The organism is Plectonema cf. radiosum LEGE 06105 (assembly GCF_015207665.1).
In the GTDB taxonomy this organism is placed as follows: Bacteria; Cyanobacteriota; Cyanobacteriia; order Cyanobacteriales; family Nostocaceae; genus Rivularia; species Rivularia radiosa_A.
On sequence record NZ_JADEWL010000058.1, the window covers coordinates 22,347 to 39,866 of the forward strand.

18 protein-coding genes are annotated in these 17,520 nt (G+C 37.2%); 10 read left to right on the forward strand and 8 right to left on the reverse strand.

What is annotated here, in order from left to right:
* Window positions 1–153 precede the first annotated feature (153 nt).
* A complete protein-coding gene (locus tag IQ247_RS17305; protein WP_193922120.1) occupies window positions 154–1,401 on the forward strand; it encodes a vWA domain-containing protein in 1,248 nt (415 codons plus the stop codon).
* Window positions 1,402–1,509: 108 nt separating this feature from the next.
* Window positions 1,510–2,316 (forward strand): DNA/RNA non-specific endonuclease, encoded by an 807-nt coding sequence (locus IQ247_RS17310; protein ID WP_322745519.1) that lies wholly within the window; start codon window positions 1,510–1,512, stop codon window positions 2,314–2,316.
* A gap of 114 nt (window positions 2,317–2,430) precedes the next feature.
* On the opposite strand, the gene IQ247_RS17315 is transcribed toward IQ247_RS17310, so the two are convergent.
* From IQ247_RS17315 to IQ247_RS17325, 3 genes are all read right to left on the reverse strand, one after another.
* Window positions 2,431–2,841, reverse strand: a complete 411-nt coding sequence (locus IQ247_RS17315; protein ID WP_193922122.1) for a nuclease A inhibitor family protein — start codon at window positions 2,839–2,841, stop codon at window positions 2,431–2,433.
* 120 nt (window positions 2,842–2,961) lie between these two features.
* Window positions 2,962–3,144, reverse strand: coding sequence for a DUF8622 domain-containing protein (locus IQ247_RS17320; protein ID WP_193922124.1), 183 nt, complete (start codon window positions 3,142–3,144; stop codon window positions 2,962–2,964).
* An 819-nt stretch (window positions 3,145–3,963) separates the two neighbouring features.
* Window positions 3,964–5,040: a PIN/TRAM domain-containing protein gene (locus tag IQ247_RS17325; protein WP_193922126.1), complete on the reverse strand. Its 1,077-nt coding sequence runs from the start codon at window positions 5,038–5,040 to the stop codon at window positions 3,964–3,966.
* 254 nt (window positions 5,041–5,294) lie between these two features.
* Here IQ247_RS17325 and hemW point away from each other — a divergent pair, with 254 nt between their 5' ends.
* Both hemW and IQ247_RS17335 read left to right on the forward strand, forming a co-directional pair.
* Entirely contained in the window at window positions 5,295–6,500 is a 1,206-nt protein-coding gene (gene hemW / locus IQ247_RS17330) for a radical SAM family heme chaperone HemW (RefSeq protein WP_193922129.1), read from the forward strand.
* Window positions 6,501–6,628: 128 nt separating this feature from the next.
* Window positions 6,629–7,030, forward strand: a complete 402-nt coding sequence (locus IQ247_RS17335; protein WP_193922131.1) for a DUF1622 domain-containing protein — start codon at window positions 6,629–6,631, stop codon at window positions 7,028–7,030.
* Between the two features lie 115 nt (window positions 7,031–7,145).
* Here the strand turns inward: IQ247_RS17335 and IQ247_RS17340 are convergent, their stop codons facing one another.
* Window positions 7,146–7,556 carry a universal stress protein gene (locus IQ247_RS17340; RefSeq protein ID WP_193922133.1) on the reverse strand — a complete coding sequence of 137 codons (411 nt, stop codon included), beginning with the start codon at window positions 7,554–7,556 and terminating at the stop codon, window positions 7,146–7,148.
* A gap of 87 nt (window positions 7,557–7,643) precedes the next feature.
* On the opposite strand from IQ247_RS17340, the gene IQ247_RS17345 reads away from it, so the two are divergent.
* A complete protein-coding gene (locus IQ247_RS17345) occupies window positions 7,644–8,849 on the forward strand; it encodes a phosphoglycerate kinase (RefSeq protein ID WP_193922135.1) in 1,206 nt (401 codons plus the stop codon).
* Window positions 8,850–8,992: 143 nt separating this feature from the next.
* Here IQ247_RS17345 and IQ247_RS17350 read toward each other — a convergent pair whose 3' ends face one another.
* Window positions 8,993–9,235 carry a hypothetical protein gene (locus IQ247_RS17350; RefSeq protein WP_193922137.1) on the reverse strand — a complete coding sequence of 81 codons (243 nt, stop codon included), beginning with the start codon at window positions 9,233–9,235 and terminating at the stop codon, window positions 8,993–8,995.
* A 363-nt stretch (window positions 9,236–9,598) separates the two neighbouring features.
* On the opposite strand from IQ247_RS17350, the gene uvsE reads away from it, so the two are divergent.
* The 3 genes from uvsE to IQ247_RS17365 all read left to right on the forward strand — a co-directional run bounded on the left by uvsE (window position 9,599) and on the right by IQ247_RS17365 (window position 12,915).
* The gene (gene uvsE, locus IQ247_RS17355; RefSeq protein ID WP_193922139.1) at window positions 9,599–10,546 is read left to right on the forward strand and encodes a UV DNA damage repair endonuclease UvsE; all 948 of its coding nucleotides are present in this window, start codon (window positions 9,599–9,601) and stop codon (window positions 10,544–10,546) included.
* 72 nt (window positions 10,547–10,618) lie between these two features.
* Window positions 10,619–12,220, forward strand: coding sequence for an Hsp70 family protein (locus tag IQ247_RS17360; protein ID WP_193922141.1), 1,602 nt, complete (start codon window positions 10,619–10,621; stop codon window positions 12,218–12,220).
* A 98-nt stretch (window positions 12,221–12,318) separates the two neighbouring features.
* A complete protein-coding gene (locus IQ247_RS17365; RefSeq protein ID WP_193922144.1) occupies window positions 12,319–12,915 on the forward strand; it encodes a Uma2 family endonuclease in 597 nt (198 codons plus the stop codon).
* Between the two features lie 181 nt (window positions 12,916–13,096).
* Here the strand turns inward: IQ247_RS17365 and IQ247_RS17370 are convergent, their stop codons facing one another.
* Window positions 13,097–14,113 carry a sulfate/molybdate ABC transporter ATP-binding protein gene (locus IQ247_RS17370; protein WP_193922146.1) on the reverse strand — a complete coding sequence of 339 codons (1,017 nt, stop codon included), beginning with the start codon at window positions 14,111–14,113 and terminating at the stop codon, window positions 13,097–13,099.
* 614 nt (window positions 14,114–14,727) lie between these two features.
* On the reverse strand, window positions 14,728–15,684 hold the full coding sequence (locus IQ247_RS17375) for a YkvA family protein (protein WP_228059825.1): 957 nt from the start codon (window positions 15,682–15,684) through the stop codon (window positions 14,728–14,730).
* Between the two features lie 191 nt (window positions 15,685–15,875).
* Here IQ247_RS17375 and IQ247_RS17380 point away from each other — a divergent pair, with 191 nt between their 5' ends.
* The gene (locus IQ247_RS17380) at window positions 15,876–16,109 is read left to right on the forward strand and encodes a hypothetical protein (protein WP_193922148.1); all 234 of its coding nucleotides are present in this window, start codon (window positions 15,876–15,878) and stop codon (window positions 16,107–16,109) included.
* An 8-nt stretch (window positions 16,110–16,117) separates the two neighbouring features.
* The gene (locus IQ247_RS17385; RefSeq protein ID WP_193922150.1) at window positions 16,118–16,519 is read left to right on the forward strand and encodes a type II toxin-antitoxin system VapC family toxin; all 402 of its coding nucleotides are present in this window, start codon (window positions 16,118–16,120) and stop codon (window positions 16,517–16,519) included.
* A 14-nt stretch (window positions 16,520–16,533) separates the two neighbouring features.
* On the opposite strand, the gene IQ247_RS17390 is transcribed toward IQ247_RS17385, so the two are convergent.
* Window positions 16,534–17,487, reverse strand: coding sequence for a DNA polymerase III subunit delta' (locus IQ247_RS17390; protein WP_193922152.1), 954 nt, complete (start codon window positions 17,485–17,487; stop codon window positions 16,534–16,536).
* Window positions 17,488–17,520 lie beyond the last annotated feature (33 nt).

Genomic DNA, 17,520 nt, shown 5'->3' on the forward strand with positions numbered 1-17,520 from the left:
TACAAATTGCTCTTAATTTAATTTTTAAGTAAGTAAGATTATGAATATCATTTAAGATATTGAACTCATGCAGGAGTTTTCCTTTTTGGAATCAACTGCATTCTGGAGTTGTTTATATATAATGTATATTCCGTGAAAGGAACCGCAACCAATATGAAAGTTAGCTTGTTGCCCGAACTAAATGATCGCAATCTAGATGCAAACCAATCAAGCTCTCAACGTCAGTTGGCAGTTTCTCTGACTGCTCAGGTAGAAAACTTCGATCGCAACGTTCCCCTCAACTTATGTTTGATTCTAGACCATAGCGGTTCCATGAACGGTCGTCCCCTGGAAACTGTCAAAAAAGCCGCAAACCGTATTGTTGATCGACTCAAAAATGGCGATCGCCTTAGTATTATAGTTTTCGATCATCGGGCTAAGGTACTGGTTCCCAATCAGGTAATTGAAGATAGAGAAGGTATCAAACAAAAAATAAATCGTCTCAGTGCTGATGGTGGAACTTCCATTGATGAAGGTTTGCGTTTGGGAATTGAGGAATTAGCAAAGGGTAAAAAGGAAACAATTTCTCAAGCTTTTTTATTAACTGATGGTGAAAACGAACACGGTGACAATAATCGCTGTCTCAAATTCGCTCAATTGGCTGTAGATTACAGTCTAACCCTGAATTCTCTAGGATTTGGCGATAATTGGAACCAAGATGTTCTCGAACAAATTGCTGATGCTGGTGGTGGTAGTTTGTCCCATATCGAACAACCAGAGGAAGCCGAAAATAAGTTTAATCAGCTTTTTAGCCGTATTCAAACCGTCGGTTTAACCAATGCTTATCTACTATTTTCTCTCATGCCCAAAATACGATTAGCAGAACTTAAACCAGTTGCCCAAGTATTTCCTGATACTATTGAATTACCAGTACAACAGGAAGCAGACGGACGTTTTAGCGTGCGTTTGGGTGACTTAATGAAGGATAGTCAAAGAACAGTTTTAGCAAATATTTATTTAGGACAGTTACCCGAAGGTACCCATACTATTGCTCAATTACAGGTTCGTTACGATGACCCAGCAAGTAATATGACAGGGTTACTTTCGGAAACTATCCCTGTAGAAACTCATGTAGTTCAATCATACCAACCTGTAGTCAATCCCAAAGTTCAACCCCATATTTTAGCATTAGCCAAGTATCGGCAAACCCAGCTTGCAGAAGCCAAACTACAACAAGGCGATCGCGCTGGTGCAGCCACCATGTTGCAAACCGCAGCCAAAACAGCTTTGCAAATGGGAGATAATAGTGCAGCAACAGTTTTACAAACGAATGCTACCCGCTTACAATCTGGAGAAGAACTATCAGAAGCAGACCGTAAAAAAACCAGAATCGTTTCTAAAACTACATTACAAGATTCTTGATTTATTTACACAGTTGACAGTTGACAGAGCTACTCCTAACTCCTAACCCCTAACTCCTAACTCCTAACTCCTAACCCCTAACTCCTAACTCTCCTCCTCAAGTGATCTGTGAAAGGAAAACTATTTTTTGTTATTCCCGTATTCGTATCAATTCTAATTGCTGGTTGTCAACTGCTGTTAACACAACCAGTTAGTCCTCATTTAACAATGGGTAATCCCAGTAATGCAGGAGAAAATCCTGATAATTATCTCATCATAAAACCCCAATACGCTTTATCATACAATCGGGAAAGAGGTACACCAAATTGGGTCGCTTGGCAACTAAATCAAAGTTGGTTGGGTAATATTCAACGTCAAGATGATTTTCGTCCCGATGATTCTCTACCAGAAAACTGGTATCGCGTAAAACCTAACGATTATACTGGTAGCGGCTATGACCGAGGTCATATGGTTGCTTCTGCTGATAGAACAGCCAATGTAGAAGATAATTTAGCTACTTTCTTAATGACTAACATTGTTCCGCAAACTCCTGAGAACAACCGGGGTGCCTGGCGAGAACTAGAAGAATACTGTCGGTATTTGGTAAAACAAGGTAAAGAACTTTATATTATTGCTGGTGTTGATGGAAGTTCTAAAAAAATTGGTAGAACTAAGCAAGTGACTGCACCCGCATCAACTTGGAAAGTGATTGTGGTTTTGGATCAACCGGGACAAGATATAGGAACGATATCTGAAAATACTAGAGTTATTGCTGTAAATATTACCAATCGTAAAAATACAGGTAATGATTGGAAAAAATATCTACTCTCAGTTGATCAACTCGAAGCAAAAACAGGTTACAATTTCCTCGACCGAGTTCCAGAATCGGTTCAGCAGGTAATTGAAAGTCGAGTTGATCGCAGTAATGTTCGGTAGGGTTAGAAGTCGGGTTTTTATAATCATTGTCTGTTAGTACAGATATTTACCTTAAAAACCCAATTTCTGTGATATTCAACTATCAACTATCCCTCATCCATCATCAACTAATTATTAAGTTTCGACAGTTTTTGTTGACAAACCGACCCAATCTCCTGATTTTAGTTGACCAACGATGTAAACATCGATTTCAACTTCACCTATTTTGTAAACTTGGATATGGTCTAAATTTTGCTTTAAAGTTTCTAAAAGAGTTTGATATTTTTTTGCTGTTTCTCTTTCCTCATCGTCGTACCAGTCTTTTTCAGTTGTAGCTGACTGAAAAAAATTATCTATCTGTAGTATTTTGACAGGAGCTTTTAAGGAATGATTCGTTTTTTCTAGTAAATTATGGGTATTAAATTCTTTTAATTCTTGATTAGACCATATAAAAACATCAAAAGGATAATCTGATTCGCTCATCCATACTAAATTTTGAGAAAGGGATTTCAATTTTTTTGGAATATCAAACTCGTTATTATTCATAATTAATATCAAATCCGTTAGCATCGAAATTATATATTTTGAACGCAGAGGAACGCAAAAATAAGCGCAGAGGAACGCAGATTTTTTTTTCATCACTTTCGTTCTACTGACTTTTTAATATTACTTTTTCTTTGCTTTCCAAGTTCCACCATAAACGTAAAATGGATTATTTTGACTAACTTTTTCCCAACATTGGGGACATACAAAAACCCAATCGCCATTTTCATAATACTTTACTCTGTACAATATAAATGAAGATTTACCACATAGGGAGCAAAGTTTATTACGTAAGGAACGTGACATTTATCAGTTATCAGTTATCAGTGAACGGTTATCAATTAACAATAATCATCAGTCGGGTTTGCCATAATTATCTATGGCGGTTTTCACTTGGGTGCAATACAAATTTGACCTCACCTCGCCCTCTGGGCACCCCTCTGCCTTATTAAGGAGAGGGGAAGGGGGTGAGGTTTTAGTGTATTGGACTTTTATCAGTTATCAGTTATCAGTTATCAGTGAACGGTTATCAATTAACAATAATCATCAGTCGGGTTTGCCATAATTATCTATGGCGGTTTTCACTTGGGTGCAATACAAATTTGACCTCACCTCGCCCTCTGGGCACCCCTCTGCCTTATTAAGGAGAGGGGAAGGGGGTGAGGTTTTAGTGTATTGGACTTTTATCAGTTATCAGTTATCAGTTATCAGTGAACGGTTATCAATTAACAATAATCATCAGTCGGGTTTGCCATAATTATCTATGGCGGTTTTCACTTGGGTGCAATACAAATTTGACCTCACCTCGCCCTCTGGGCACCCCTCTGCCTTATTAAGGAGAGGGGAAGGGGGTGAGGTTTTAGTATCTATGGCGGTTTTCACTTGGGTGCAATACAAATTTGACCTCACCTCGCCCTCTGGGCACCCCTCTGCCTTATTAAGGAGAGGGGAAGGGGGTGAGGTTTTAGTGTATTGGACTCAACTGAAATTTGCTATATCATACCGGACAAACTTTTATAAAAACCCGACTTCTCAAGCTGATTTTTAACACAAAAATAATCGATGCAGTTAATTAAACCGCATCGATTGCATTAGTTTTACTGGATTTAGACATACTCCAAAAACTTACGCAAATGCAGAAGCTTGGGGTTTTGCAAAAATCATTCTACCGGCTGAAGTCTGCAATGAACTGGTAACTACAACTCGCACTTCACCACCAACAAAAGGACTCCCTTCTTCAACCACTACCATCGTACCGTCGTCTAAATAGCCGATACCTTGACTGGGTTCTTTACCTTCTTTGAGTATTTTCAAATCGATATTATCACCCGGTAAATAATTCGGTCGTACTGCATTTACCAAATCATTTACATTTAAAACAGATACTTTCTGTACGCTAGCAACTTTTGATAAATTGTAATCGTTAGTTAAGAGAGTCGCGTTGATTTCTTGAGTAAATTTGACTAACTTCGCGTCTACTGTCGAAATATCATCATAATCAACTGAATTAATTACAATACGTTCGGGATAAGCCGTTTGAATTCGGTTAAGAATTTCTAACCCCCGTCTTCCTCTTACCCGCTTTTGATCTTTACTAGCATCAGCTACTTGTTGTAACTCTAATAAAATAAATTGCGGTACGAGAAGTTGTCCTTCCAGAAAGCCGGTTTCTAGGAGCGTTTCAATGCGACCATCAATAATGCAGCTAGTATCTAAAACTTTAGTAGAAGCAGGTTTTAAAGTTCCTTCTGCTACCATCGTTTCTAATGTATTAGGATTAATTAATCTTAATAAACCGCGTCCATGGGTATCTGCTAAATTCATGCCACTATACGCCAAAGTTATACTACCCATAACAGCGACTAATGGCTTGATAAAGCTAAAATCATCGGGAATTGGTAGTAAGAATAGAGGAGCCAACATTAAGTTAGCTACCAACAATCCAATTACTAAACCAATTGAACGTGTCAAAATAACTTCCAGGGGTAATTCTCGGACTTGTGATTCCAAGCGACGATATCCGGTTTGGACTCGGAGTCCAACAGCACCACCAATGATGGCTGCAAAAGCTGCAACAACGAAGCGTAAAGCTTCTAGATTAGTTACACTGTCTAATGTCCCGTGGGGTAATAAATCGGTGCTGTAATAACCTATCCCCGTTGCTGCTAAGACGAATGAGAAAATAATAATAGCGTCAAACATGATTGTATTGTTTTCCTGCAACTGCATTACCTGATTAGATCAAGTAATTTTTTATATAACCGGGTTAAAAATCTTAAAAATATTTGCAGTTATCCGTGATTGTTTGGGATAAAGGGTCTGCAATTATTATAACCAAATATTTTCAGCTTCTTTATTATGGTATTTTTGTTATAAAATCGGACAAAAATGTAAATTTTTCATGATTTTTTACTATTTATTATTAATTTGTAATCTAAGTTAAACTGTTTTTCATAATGCCCCATAAACTTATTAGTTCAGTGAGTTCTCGATTCCCTAATGCTGCCTACATACACATTCCTTTTTGCAGACGACGCTGCTTTTACTGTGATTTTCCCATATATGTGGTAGGAAACACCATCAGGGGTGAAACATCCGGCTCAATTTTTCAATATGTTGAAGTTTTATGTCAAGAAATTGCTAAAACCCCTACGGATAGTAAACTTAATAAACCTTTAGAAACAATTTTTTTTGGTGGTGGTACTCCTTCGTTACTTTCTACCCAACAATTACAAAAAATATTAGAAGTTTTAGATGGGAAGTTTGGTATTGACAGTTCGGCTGAAATCTCAATGGAAATTGATCCAGGTACTTTTGACTCATCTCATTTACAAGGATATATAAATGCAGGTGTAAATCGCTTCAGTTTAGGGCTACAAGCTTTTCAAGAAAAATTATTGCAATATGCCGGACGCTATCACACCGTTTCGGATATCTTTACTGCTGTTGATGTAATTTATCAAGCTGGTGTAATTAACTTTAGCATAGACCTAATTTCTGGTTTACCGCATCAGACCTTAGATATATGGGAAGAATCATTATTTGCATCAGTTAAAATTGCACCTACACACATATCTATATATGACCTGACAATCGAGCCTGGTACTGCTTTCGGACGTTACTACAAACCGGGGGATCGCCCTTTACCCACGGATGAAACAACAGTAAAAATGTACCGGATGGCACAAGACATTTTAACGTCAGCAGGTTATGAACATTATGAAATTTCTAACTACGCTAAACCAGGATATCAATGTCGTCACAATCGAGTTTATTGGGAAAATAATTCTTATTACGGTTTTGGAATGGGTGCAGCGAGTAATGTTATGGGGAAACGCTTTACTCGTCCCCGCAAAACCAAAGAATATTATGCTTGGGTAAATGGTGGAAGTATAATCGATTGCCAAGTTACAACGCCCCATGAAGTTTTATTAGAAACCTTAATGTTGGGATTACGTTTAGCTGAAGGAGTGAATTTGCAAGTATTAACAGAACAATTTGGTGAAGATAAAACTGCACAAATTTTACAAGTATTACAACCTTATTGCGATCGAGGTTGGGTGCAATTGATCGATGGAAGATTACGATTACATGATCCCGATGGATTTTTATTCTCTAATGTCGTGTTAGCAGAATTATTTGAAAAACTGACCACGGATTGAAAAGGATTGCACTGATTTCACGGATTTAATTACCCATTACCAATTACCAATTACCAATTACCCATTACCAATTACCAATTACCAATTACCCATTACCCATTACCAATTACCCATTACCAATTCCCTATATGGAACTTTTAGTCAAAAATCTCAGTACTATTGCAATACATATTTGTCAATTATTAGCCTTATTCGTGATTTCTATTGGTCTTCTCAAAGGTTTAATTATCTTTTTGCGGAATGCTTTATCTTTTTCAGCTTCTGCTAAAACCTTTCAGGAAAGCCGCTTGCAGATGGGTTATTCCTTTTCCTTGGGATTAAACTTTTTAATTGGTGGTTCTATTCTCAGAACTACCATAACCCCCAATTGGGAGGATATTGGACGATTAGCTGCAATTATTCTGATTCGGACAATTCTAAATTACTTGTTACTGAGAACTATCCAAATATCGATTCCGGAAAATGGTTCATCAGAATTAAATAGTTCTCTCGATATGAAAAAATCTTTACATGAGAAAACCGTGGATTAATTATTAATTAATTGTGTTAAAAATTAATTCCGGTTATTAATAATCATTAAGTAATTCAGCTTAAAAAACTGAAATTGCATCAAAAGGATTTCACAAATCTTAACTCCGATATTTGTTAAGGTACAATCAACACCGGACAAGGAGACAGATTAATCACGCGATTGGTAACGCTATCGTGGGAACCTTCATCGGTTAATCCCAATCCGCGACAGCCCATGATGATCAAATTCACTTTCATTTCATCGGCAACATCGCAAATGACAAAGGCTGGTTTACCAATTTTATCTAAAATTTTGGCTTCTATGCCTTGAGCAGAAAAGAATGCTTGAGCATCTTTGAGTAATTGCTCAACCTTTTTTACTGACTTCATCGCATCATCCTGGGGGGATTCTTCGGGGGTAGTTTCTTCGACTACGCTCAGCAATATCAGGTTGCTTTGGTACTTTTGCACAATAGAGGCAACTACCTCTGCTGCTTCTCGTGCTTCCCGACTTTGATCTACTGAAAAAAGAACTGTTTTAAACATATTTCACCTCTGACCCGTAACTCTGTAAAATCTTGATAGTCCTATTTTCAATCACATTAACAAAAAGGCGATCGGGAGAGTTTAATTATGTCCAAAAAAACTTTAGCAAATTTGTCTAAAAGTGATTTGCAAGGTAAACGTGCTTTGGTACGAGTTGATTTTAACGTTCCTTTGGATGATGCAGGCAATATTACGGATGATACCCGTATCCGCGCTGCTCTCCCCACAATTCAAGATTTGATTAGCAAGGAAGCCAAGGTGATTCTAACTAGCCATTTTGGCAGACCAAAGGGTGAGGTTAAAGATAAACTACGGTTAACTCCTGTCGCAAAACGTCTTTCTGAGTTGTTGGGTAAAGAAGTTATCAAGTGCGATGACTGTATTGGTGATGAGGTGACAAACAAAGTCGGGGGATTACAAAACGGAGGCGTACTATTATTAGAAAACGTCCGCTTCCACAGTGAGGAAGAGGATAATGACCCCGAATTTGCCAAAAAATTAGCTGCAAATGCTGATTTGTATGTAAATGATGCTTTTGGTACTGCACACCGCGCTCATGCTTCTACTGAAGGTGTCACTCATTATTTGAGTCCTTCTATTGCTGGATATTTAATTGAGAAGGAATTAGAGTATTTACAAAACGCCATCGAAAATCCCCGACCTCCTTTAGCAGCAATTATCGGTGGTTCTAAGGTTTCTAGCAAAATCGGTGTGATTGAAACTCTACTCGATAAATGCGACAAATTAATCATCGGTGGTGGAATGATTTTTACATTCTACAAAGCCCGTGGTTTAAATGTTGGTAAGTCTTTAGTTGAAGAAGACAAGATCGAATTAGCAAAAACGTTGGAAGCAAAAGCCAAAGAAAAAGGTGTCGAATTTTTGTTGCCTACAGATGTCGTTGTAGCAGATAATTTTGCACCTGATGCTAATTCCCAAACTGTCAGTATCGATAATATCCCCGATGGTTGGATGGGTTTAGATATCGGTGCTGATTCCATTAAAACGTTCCAAGAAGCTCTTGCAGACTGTAAATCAGTTATTTGGAATGGTCCGATGGGTGTGTTTGAATTCGATAAATTCGCGGTTGGAACTGAAGCTGTAGCTCGCGCATTAGCAAATCTCAGCAAGCAAGGCGCTACTACCATTATCGGTGGTGGTGACTCTGTTGCAGCCGTGGAAAAAGTTGGCTTAGCTGACCAAATGAGCCATATTTCTACCGGAGGTGGTGCTAGTTTGGAATTGCTTGAAGGTAAGATTTTACCCGGAATTGCAGCCCTCGATGATGCCTAATTATTCAATTTACCCCTTAGAACCCGATAAAATCATCCGGTTCAATTAATCAGTCATCACCAATCGATTGGGGGATTCTCCCCCAAGCCCCCGATTGGAGAAGAACCTTAACATATCACAAATACTTTTTTCCCTAAGTTGCTTTAACCTTCAATATTTTCACTCTTCAGCTTTGTCGATGATGGCTTGAGAAATAGCCATGCAATAAAAAATGTTACTGCGGTAAACAATTGCACCAAATCTAGTGCCGATAGATAACCATCTGATAATGAAGCAATACTTCTATCTGTAATCCCAAATAACCAACATGATACGCCAACCAACCAAACCCCATTTTTGAGATTTTCAATCAATCCTTTCGTTTTTAGCGATTTCTGCTTATTCATAATTTCCTATTTTGTAAAAAAATAGCAAGGAGTAAATACCAATCTCTCCATACATCTTTACGATTCTTAACTCTGTGACTTTATATTAATAAATATTTCTATGGCTTGACAGATTGCATTTAATGCATAATACAAACTGAGTTGATCAATTTTGATTATAAGCAAGTCGCTTCAGTAGTTTTGTGCCAATTTTGACCAAGTGATTTATAAAACTTTAATTTTCTTAAAAGAATTTTATTGATCGGGGATTAAAAATATAACTGTCTTTAGAATTAGGATGTTTATGTCTTCAGGTAGTTTTGATTACAGAGGTAAAGTAGTTCAATAGAACTAGTTATGAAATTTGATTATATTAATTAGAAAATGACCGCAATCCAGCTTAAGAATTCAACATCAGCACAATTGAATCATCAAAGGAATTTGCCGGAGTTGGGGCTGGTTTGTATCACTGCTTCTCAAGAGGTGCGTTTTCGGACAATGACACGCACTCACTATCTCAAGTTTGACGAAAAAGAGCGCAAAATTGCCCTCAAGTTGATTTACAGGGATAATTTACAACGGCTGAATACTGCATTAACTTTTTGCGATCGCCATTCGATTAAACTTTATCGAATGACTTCTAATTTATTTCCTCTGTGTGATATGGAAGACGGAATAGGGGAGAATTTATTAGAGGAAATGAGCGGGGATTTAGCCAAAATTGGATGTAGAGCGGCAAAATTGGGTATGAGAATGGTGTTGCATCCAGATCAGTTTGTAGTGTTGAGTTCCGAAAACCCACAGGTTGTAGAAAACAGCATCAAAATTCTGCAACGTCACGCTCGTACAATGGATATGTTGGGTTTACCTTGTTCATCTTGGTCTTTGATGAACATTCACGGTGGGAAATCTGGACGTGGGAAACAATTAGTGGAAGTAATTTCACAGCTACCGGAAAATATCAAAAGCCGTTTGACTTTAGAAAATGATGAAAATGCTTATAGTGCCAAAGAAATTTTAGAAGTTTGTCAAAATGCTAAAATTCCTTTGGTTTTTGATGCTCATCATCACATTTGTCATGAAAAACTTGATAATTATGATGATCAAAGTGTTACCGAAATGTTTTATGCTGCAAGAGAAACTTGGGATAATCCAGATTGGCAGTTAGTTCATATTTCTAACGGACAACAAGCTTTCAACGATAGAAAGCATAGCGATTTAATTACCGATATGCCTGCTTGTTATCGTCAAGCACCTTGGATAGAAGTCGAAGCCAAGCGTAAGGAAGAAGCAATCGACCATTTACGTAATTGGTGGAAAGTTAGGAGTTAGGAGTTGGGAGTTAGGACTTAATTACAAATTATACCTTTAACCTTTATCCTTTAACCTTTGACCTGTAACAAAATGGCAATAGCGATCGATTTTGGCACTAGTAATACTGTAATTGCTCGTTGGAACCCGGTAACTCAACAGCCAGAAACTTTAAAAATACCAGAATTATCTATTCAACAAGGTTTGAATCCACCGTTGATTCCTAGTTTGCTGTATGTGGAAGATGCATCAATTGCTCAAGTTTTAATTGGACAACAAGTTCGCGATCGCGGTGTTGATATTAAAGGTGATTCGCGGTTTTTTCGCAGCTTTAAACGGGGAATTGGTGCGGATATTCAAGGTTTTTTACCGGAATTGGATGGATGTAATATTACTTTTGAACAAGTCGGTGAATGGTTTTTACAAAGAATTATCAAGCAATTATCCTCTGTTGAAGGTGGTTTAGATTCTCTAGTGTTAACTGTTCCGGTGGATAGCTTTGAAGCTTATCGTCACTGGTTGGGAAAGGTTTGTGAACCGCTGTCTATAGAACAGGTGCGGATGTTGGATGAACCGACAGCGGCGGCTTTAGGTTATGGTTTAACTGGAGAAGATTTATTATTAGTAGTTGATTTTGGTGGGGGAACTTTAGATTTATCTTTGGTACGTTTGGATAAAAGCGTACAGCAAGAAAGTAAGAAGCCTTTGGGATTTTTGCTGAAATTTGGCAATAAGTCCTTAGCTGAAAACTCCAAACAAAAGGTCAAAACTGCCCGCGTACTTGCAAAAGTTGGTCAAAACCTGGGTGGTACAGATATTGATAATTGGTTAACTGATTATTTCGCCAAAACTCAAGATTTAGCGATTAGTCCTTTGACAACGAGACTTGCGGAAAAGTTGAAAATCCAGCTTTCTACCCAAAATCAAGCTAGTGAAGTTTATTTTAATGATGAAACATTTGAAAGTTATGAGTTGGAATTAAACCGCGATACATTTGAAAATATTTTGCAAAAACATTCATTTTTTGTAATGCTTGATGATTTAATATCACAGTTATTGCAGCAAGCTCGTCGTCAAGGAATCGAAATTGCGGATATTAATGCAGTATTGTTAGTCGGGGGTACTTCCCAAATCCCAGCGGTGCAGAAATGGATTAAAAATTACTTTGATGCTGACAAAATTCGTAGTCAACAGGCTTTTGAAGCTATTGCTCACGGAGCATTACAATTAGCCAGCGGTGTAGAAGTCAAGGATTTTCTGTATCACAGCTACGGGATTCGCTATTGGAATCGTCGCCAAAATTGCCACAATTGGCATCCTATCATTAAAGAAGGGCAGCCTTATCCGATGAATAAGCCAGTAGAATTATATTTGGGTGCTTCCTTAGAAAATCAACCTAGTATAGAATTAATTATCGGAGAATTAGGAACCCAAAGTGGTGGAACCGAAGTTTATTTTGATGGCGATCGCTTAATCACTCGTCGTGTAGAAACTAGCACAACTGTAGTAAAAGCTCTCAATGATAGCGATGGAGCGAGAAACATTGCTCAACTTACACCGCCTGGATTTCCAGGAAGTGATAGAGTAAAAGTTTTTTTAGAAGTTGACGAACAACGATTTTTAAGAATTACAGTTGAAGATTTATTGAGTGGTGAAACGTTATTAGAAAATCAAATTGTAGCGCAGTTGAGTTAATTTGGGAATTGGGAATAGGGCATTGGTAATTGTTAATTGCAATTTAGAACAGTTTCAATTGCCTACAATAGATAATTGTAGAGACAGCGTACACAGCCATGCAAAGCAGAGAAACTACAATAGAACTTCGTTTATGGACAGTCGAAGAATACCATAAGATGGCAGAAGCTGGTATTTTTGATGAAGACGAACGAGTTGAGCTTTTAGAAGGGAAAATAATTTGGATGAGTGCGATAGGAACAGCCCATCGTTCTGCTGTAGGAAGAACAGACTATTTACTCAAAAATCTGTTAAAAAATCGGGCTTGGGTATCAATTCAAGATCCAATACAGTTAGATAATTATTCAGAACCAGAGCCTGATATTGCTGTTGTCAAAATTGACCAATTAGATTACGCTGACCATCATCCTACACCTGATGAGGTTTATTTAGTTATCGAAGTTGCGGATACTACTTTTAAAAAAGATTGTGAAATAAAAGGGAAGGCTTACGCAGCAGCAGGTATTGCTGATTATTGGGTTTTAGATGTAATTAATCGTCAACTTCATGTATTTAGAGAAGCTTCGGAAAATGGTTATCAAAGTGAAGTGATATTAGGGGAAGGTGAGAGTATTTCGCCTTTGCAGTTTCCTGATTTGAGTATTAATATTTTAGCAATGCTGCCGCCAGTAATTTATAGTAATACTAAAGTTTAAAATTACTCTCTTCCCGGCAGAAGATTACTGATTAAAAAAACCGCAGAGACGCAGAGTACGCTTCTTGAAAGAGGTAAAAAGAGATGAGCCGCACTCTACAAGCGGTTCGGGGGAGTAATTTATGGTGGGGTGAGAAGTCGGGTTTTTTGCCGTTTCTGTTCCCTGTTCCCTGAAAATAAGATTAAATCGAATAATAAAGCGGAAAAGATTTTGCATCTTTGGGTTTTACATACACCTTTTGCTGGGGTTCTAAATGTAATTCATCAAATCGATCTCGTGTTAAATGGGCTGTTACGACTTGTCCATCATCTAAAGTTAACTCTGCTTGAATTTCCCAACCCAAATGTATTAATCTACTGACTCTAGCCGGAACTGTGGTTCCGTTGGGGGAAGTCTCAATAATTACATCTTGGGGACGCAAAAACATTTCTGATTGTGGGGAATCGAACCCATTGCTTTGAAATATTCCCGAAGTACTTGGTAAAATATTCACAGGACCAATAAAACTCATCACAAACGCTGTAGCGGGATGGTCGTAAATTTGTGCTGGTGTACCAATTTGTTCTACCTGACCTTTATTCATTACCACAACTTGATCGGAGACTTCCATAGCTTCTTCTTGGTCGTGAGTCACAAATACCGTGGTAACATGAACTTCATCATGCAATCGTCGTAACCAAGCGCGTAAATCTTTACGTACTTTTGCATCCAGCGCTCCAAAGGGTTCGTCTAACAATAAAACTTTTGGTTCCACCGCTAAAGCTCTTGCTAATGCAACCCTTTGTCTTTGTCCCCCAGAAAGTTGGGATGGATACCTGTCTCCGAGTCCACTTAATTGGACTAAATCTAACAACTGCTCGACTCGTGCTTTAATTTTTGCCTTTGGTGCTTTACTAATTTCTAACCCAAAAGCAATATTTTTTCGTACCGTCATATGCTTAAACAAAGCATAATGTTGAAACACAAACCCGATATTTCGCTCTTGTACGCTTTGATATGTGGCATCTTTACCAGTTAACCAGATTTTACCGCTATCTGGCATTTCCAAACCCGCAATTAGTCGCAATAAAGTAGACTTTCCCGAACCCGAAGGACCTAACAAAGCCACTAATGAACCGCTTTTGATTTCCAAGCTGACATTATCCACGGCTTTGAAACTATCAAACTGCTTGCACACATTTTCAACTAATATGCCCACTGTTCAAACATCCTTTCTAACTAATCTACGGTTTACTGGTAGAGATGCAGTGTTTTATATATACCATAAAATTTCTAGTTTTAAATTTTAGATAATTAGATTACTACTCTTTTTTTTGCCGCTCTGGTACGCTTCATCTCTATCAAATCTCCTTCCTCTGTGTTCTCTGCGCGGCAGTTGCTACAACGGAGGGAGCCTCCCTTCGGGTTCATCAGTTTGATGGGACGGAAACCGACCCCATCAACTGATTCACCGCAACGCACTGCCTTGTCTAGTAAGGTTTTTTTTTACAAATAATCGCCGGGAAAAAGCAGAATTATGGGATGCCCTGCTTTGTCAAAGAACAGAAGTTTAAACGAATAATAATATTACATTCAAAATGATCAGAACAGCTAAAAGTAAGCCATTTACAACAAAATCCTGTTGATGCTGTTTAAATTTTCTTTCAAATAAAGCCCCTCCTTTCGCAAACAAAAAAACCTTTATAGGTTTGGGAATTTTGTCGTAATAGGGTTTATATCGCAGCAGATTTGTTATTAGTTGGATGCTTCCGTAAACAGTAGTTCCAAAAAGTGCTAACCGGAAGATGCTGTATAAATTAAAGTAATTCTCCATTAGATATGTTTGAGGATAATTTTTACGGCGATCGCCAAAATAGCAGCGATAATACTACCAGTCAAAGTAATTTTGACAATGCGGTTATATTTCCGTACTTCTATATCGGCTAATTGTTCTGCAACTTCAATTCCTTTACTCGCTGATTGTTTAGCATATTTACTTAACTCAAAAGCTAAAGTTGAAACAACGGAAATAATTACTGCTGCATCATCGGCGAGTCCAACGAAAGGAATTATATCAGGAATTGCATCGAAAGGCGAAATCAGATAAAGTAACGAACCAATTGCTAATGCTTTTGATTTCCAAGCGACTTTTGGATCTACAGCCATTTGGAATAATGATTGAATTTTCGGCCAAATTTCCTTAATTTGACCTCGATTCATCGATGGTAATTTTGCTGCTATTTTCTGAATATCTTGGGGATTGGCAGATTTTACCAGTTGATGAAATATGTTTTTGATTTTATTGCTATTGCTAGCAGTTTCTAACTTTTTATCGACTTGTTCAATAGCTTCTACTGTTTGAATTTCGTCTTCTTCTTTTTTAGTTAATTGATTAAAAAGCTTTTTTAATTTATTTGGATTTGTTGTTTGTGTTTCTTCGTTAATGTGCGGTTTAACTTCTTCAATAGAAGTTTGAGTTGGTGATTCGGCAGGAACATCGTCATCATTTCGCCAAATTTTTTGTATAATCGATTGCAATCTATTTTTTTTATCACTTTGTTTATTAGTTGTAGTTTCTACCTCTTTCATCGTTAATTCCATATCTGGTGAAGTTTTTTGCTCGGAATGGGAGTGTTTGCGGAACTTATTCCAGATTTGCTGAAAAAATCCCTTGTTTGCTTCAGAGGAAGTTTCAATTGCGGGTGATAGTTGGATATCTGTAGTCGGTGGATTATCGTTGTCATCTGGTTGTTTTTTTAACTTGCCAAAAAATCTATCCTTGATTCTCATACTCATCACCTGATATTTTCACTCTATTTCTAAATATAAGCAAATTGTTTGCTGTTAAGTAGGTTGGTTTTGAAAATTGTAATTAGAGGATGAGGGAGTAGTGGCAAGACAAAGATATTGGTAAGATATAAAGATAGTGATGATGTTCTTGTTTCATATAATGTAGTTTTAATAAAAACCAGTATAAAATCATGACAAATCAACCATATTCAGAACAAACAATTGGTAACTTGACTAGAGCGCAACTAGAAGAAATTATTAAAGCGATCACTAAAAGAACTATTCAACAAGAGATGATAGCTACTGGGCAAAATAAATCTCAATATGCCGCAGAAACGTTTGGTGCTTGGGAAGACGAACGAACCGATGAGGAAATTATCAAGGAAATCTATGATAATCGTAATAGCAATTTAACATTAACATAATTTGCATTATGAAATATTTACTTGATACTGATATTTGTATCTATTGGTTAAAAGGTAAAACTACAGTTAAAAATAGAGTAAACAAAGTAGATTGGACGGAGATCGCTATTTGTGTAATTACTGCTTCAGAACTCTATTTCGGTGCATATAACTCCAGTAAAATCGAAAAAAATTTAATAGCTGCTGAAACTTTTATTCAATCTCTTGCTGTCTTAGATTTGAGTAATGACACCCTCAAAAAGTTTGGTCAATTAAAAGCTCAACTTCGTCAAGCAGGAAAACCTGTTGCAGATTTTGATTTACTTATTGCTAGTGTTGCTTTGACAGAGAATTTAATTTTAGTTACTAATAATAGCCGTCATTATCAGCGTATTGTAGGATTAAATTTAGATAACTGGAGCGTTGTATAAATAAAATTTAACGCTTATATTAATGTCGTTCTATCAACTAAAAATAAAAACATACATTCCCATACTAAACGAGGTTGTGCATAACATAGTAAGGATTTACGAGTCTTTTCAAGTTGTTGAATAATATCTGGTTGTCGTAAGTTTTGCCAATATATCTGTTGTAAATAATCAACTAACCATAACTGTGCTTCGTTATCTAAAGCCTTGTCAACTTGTTTGGCTAATTCTAATGCAGAACGATAATTTTTAGGTACTTGAGTACAGGAATTTAATAAATCGAGGGGAATATTTTGCATTTGTTCGTAAGCTTCAATAGCTTTTCCTGGACTACCTGCTGCAAGGTTTAAGACTGTGGGATGATTTAATATTTCGCCGTTTCCTGATAATGTTAAAACTTGAGACATTGAGGCTGTATCTAAACAATAAAAAGGAATTTTTTGACATCTAGAAACTAAAGTTGTTAAAAGAGAATCGGGTGTTGGTGCAATTAAAATTAAGGTTGCTTTCCCTGGTTCTTCTAAAGTTTTGAGTAAAGCATTTGCAGCGGATTCTGCCATTGTTTCGGCTTGTTCTAAGACTACTACATTTCGAGATGCTTCTAAAGGTGGACGACTCAAAAAATTAGTAATTTCGCGAATTTGTTCTAAGCGAATGATTGGCGGTGCTTTGCGTTTTAATCCTTTTTCAGCGGCAACGGATGCAGTTAATAACTTTCCTTGATATTGGTAACTTGGCTGTACCCAAAGTAAATCAGGATGGTTTCTTTTTGCTATTTTACTTTTAATAATCATGCTATCTTGATGATTTTGAGTAAACAGCAATTCTAAAAAACATTGTGCAGTTAAACTTCGTCCCACCCCAGAAGAACCTACAAATAAATATGCTGGTGCAATTCTATTTTTGGCAACAGCTTGTTTGAGTAATTCTACAGCTTGATTTTGTCCTATAACGGGTGCAAAAAAATCCATTTTCAACCATCAGCAGGGAGTACGGGGGGGGAT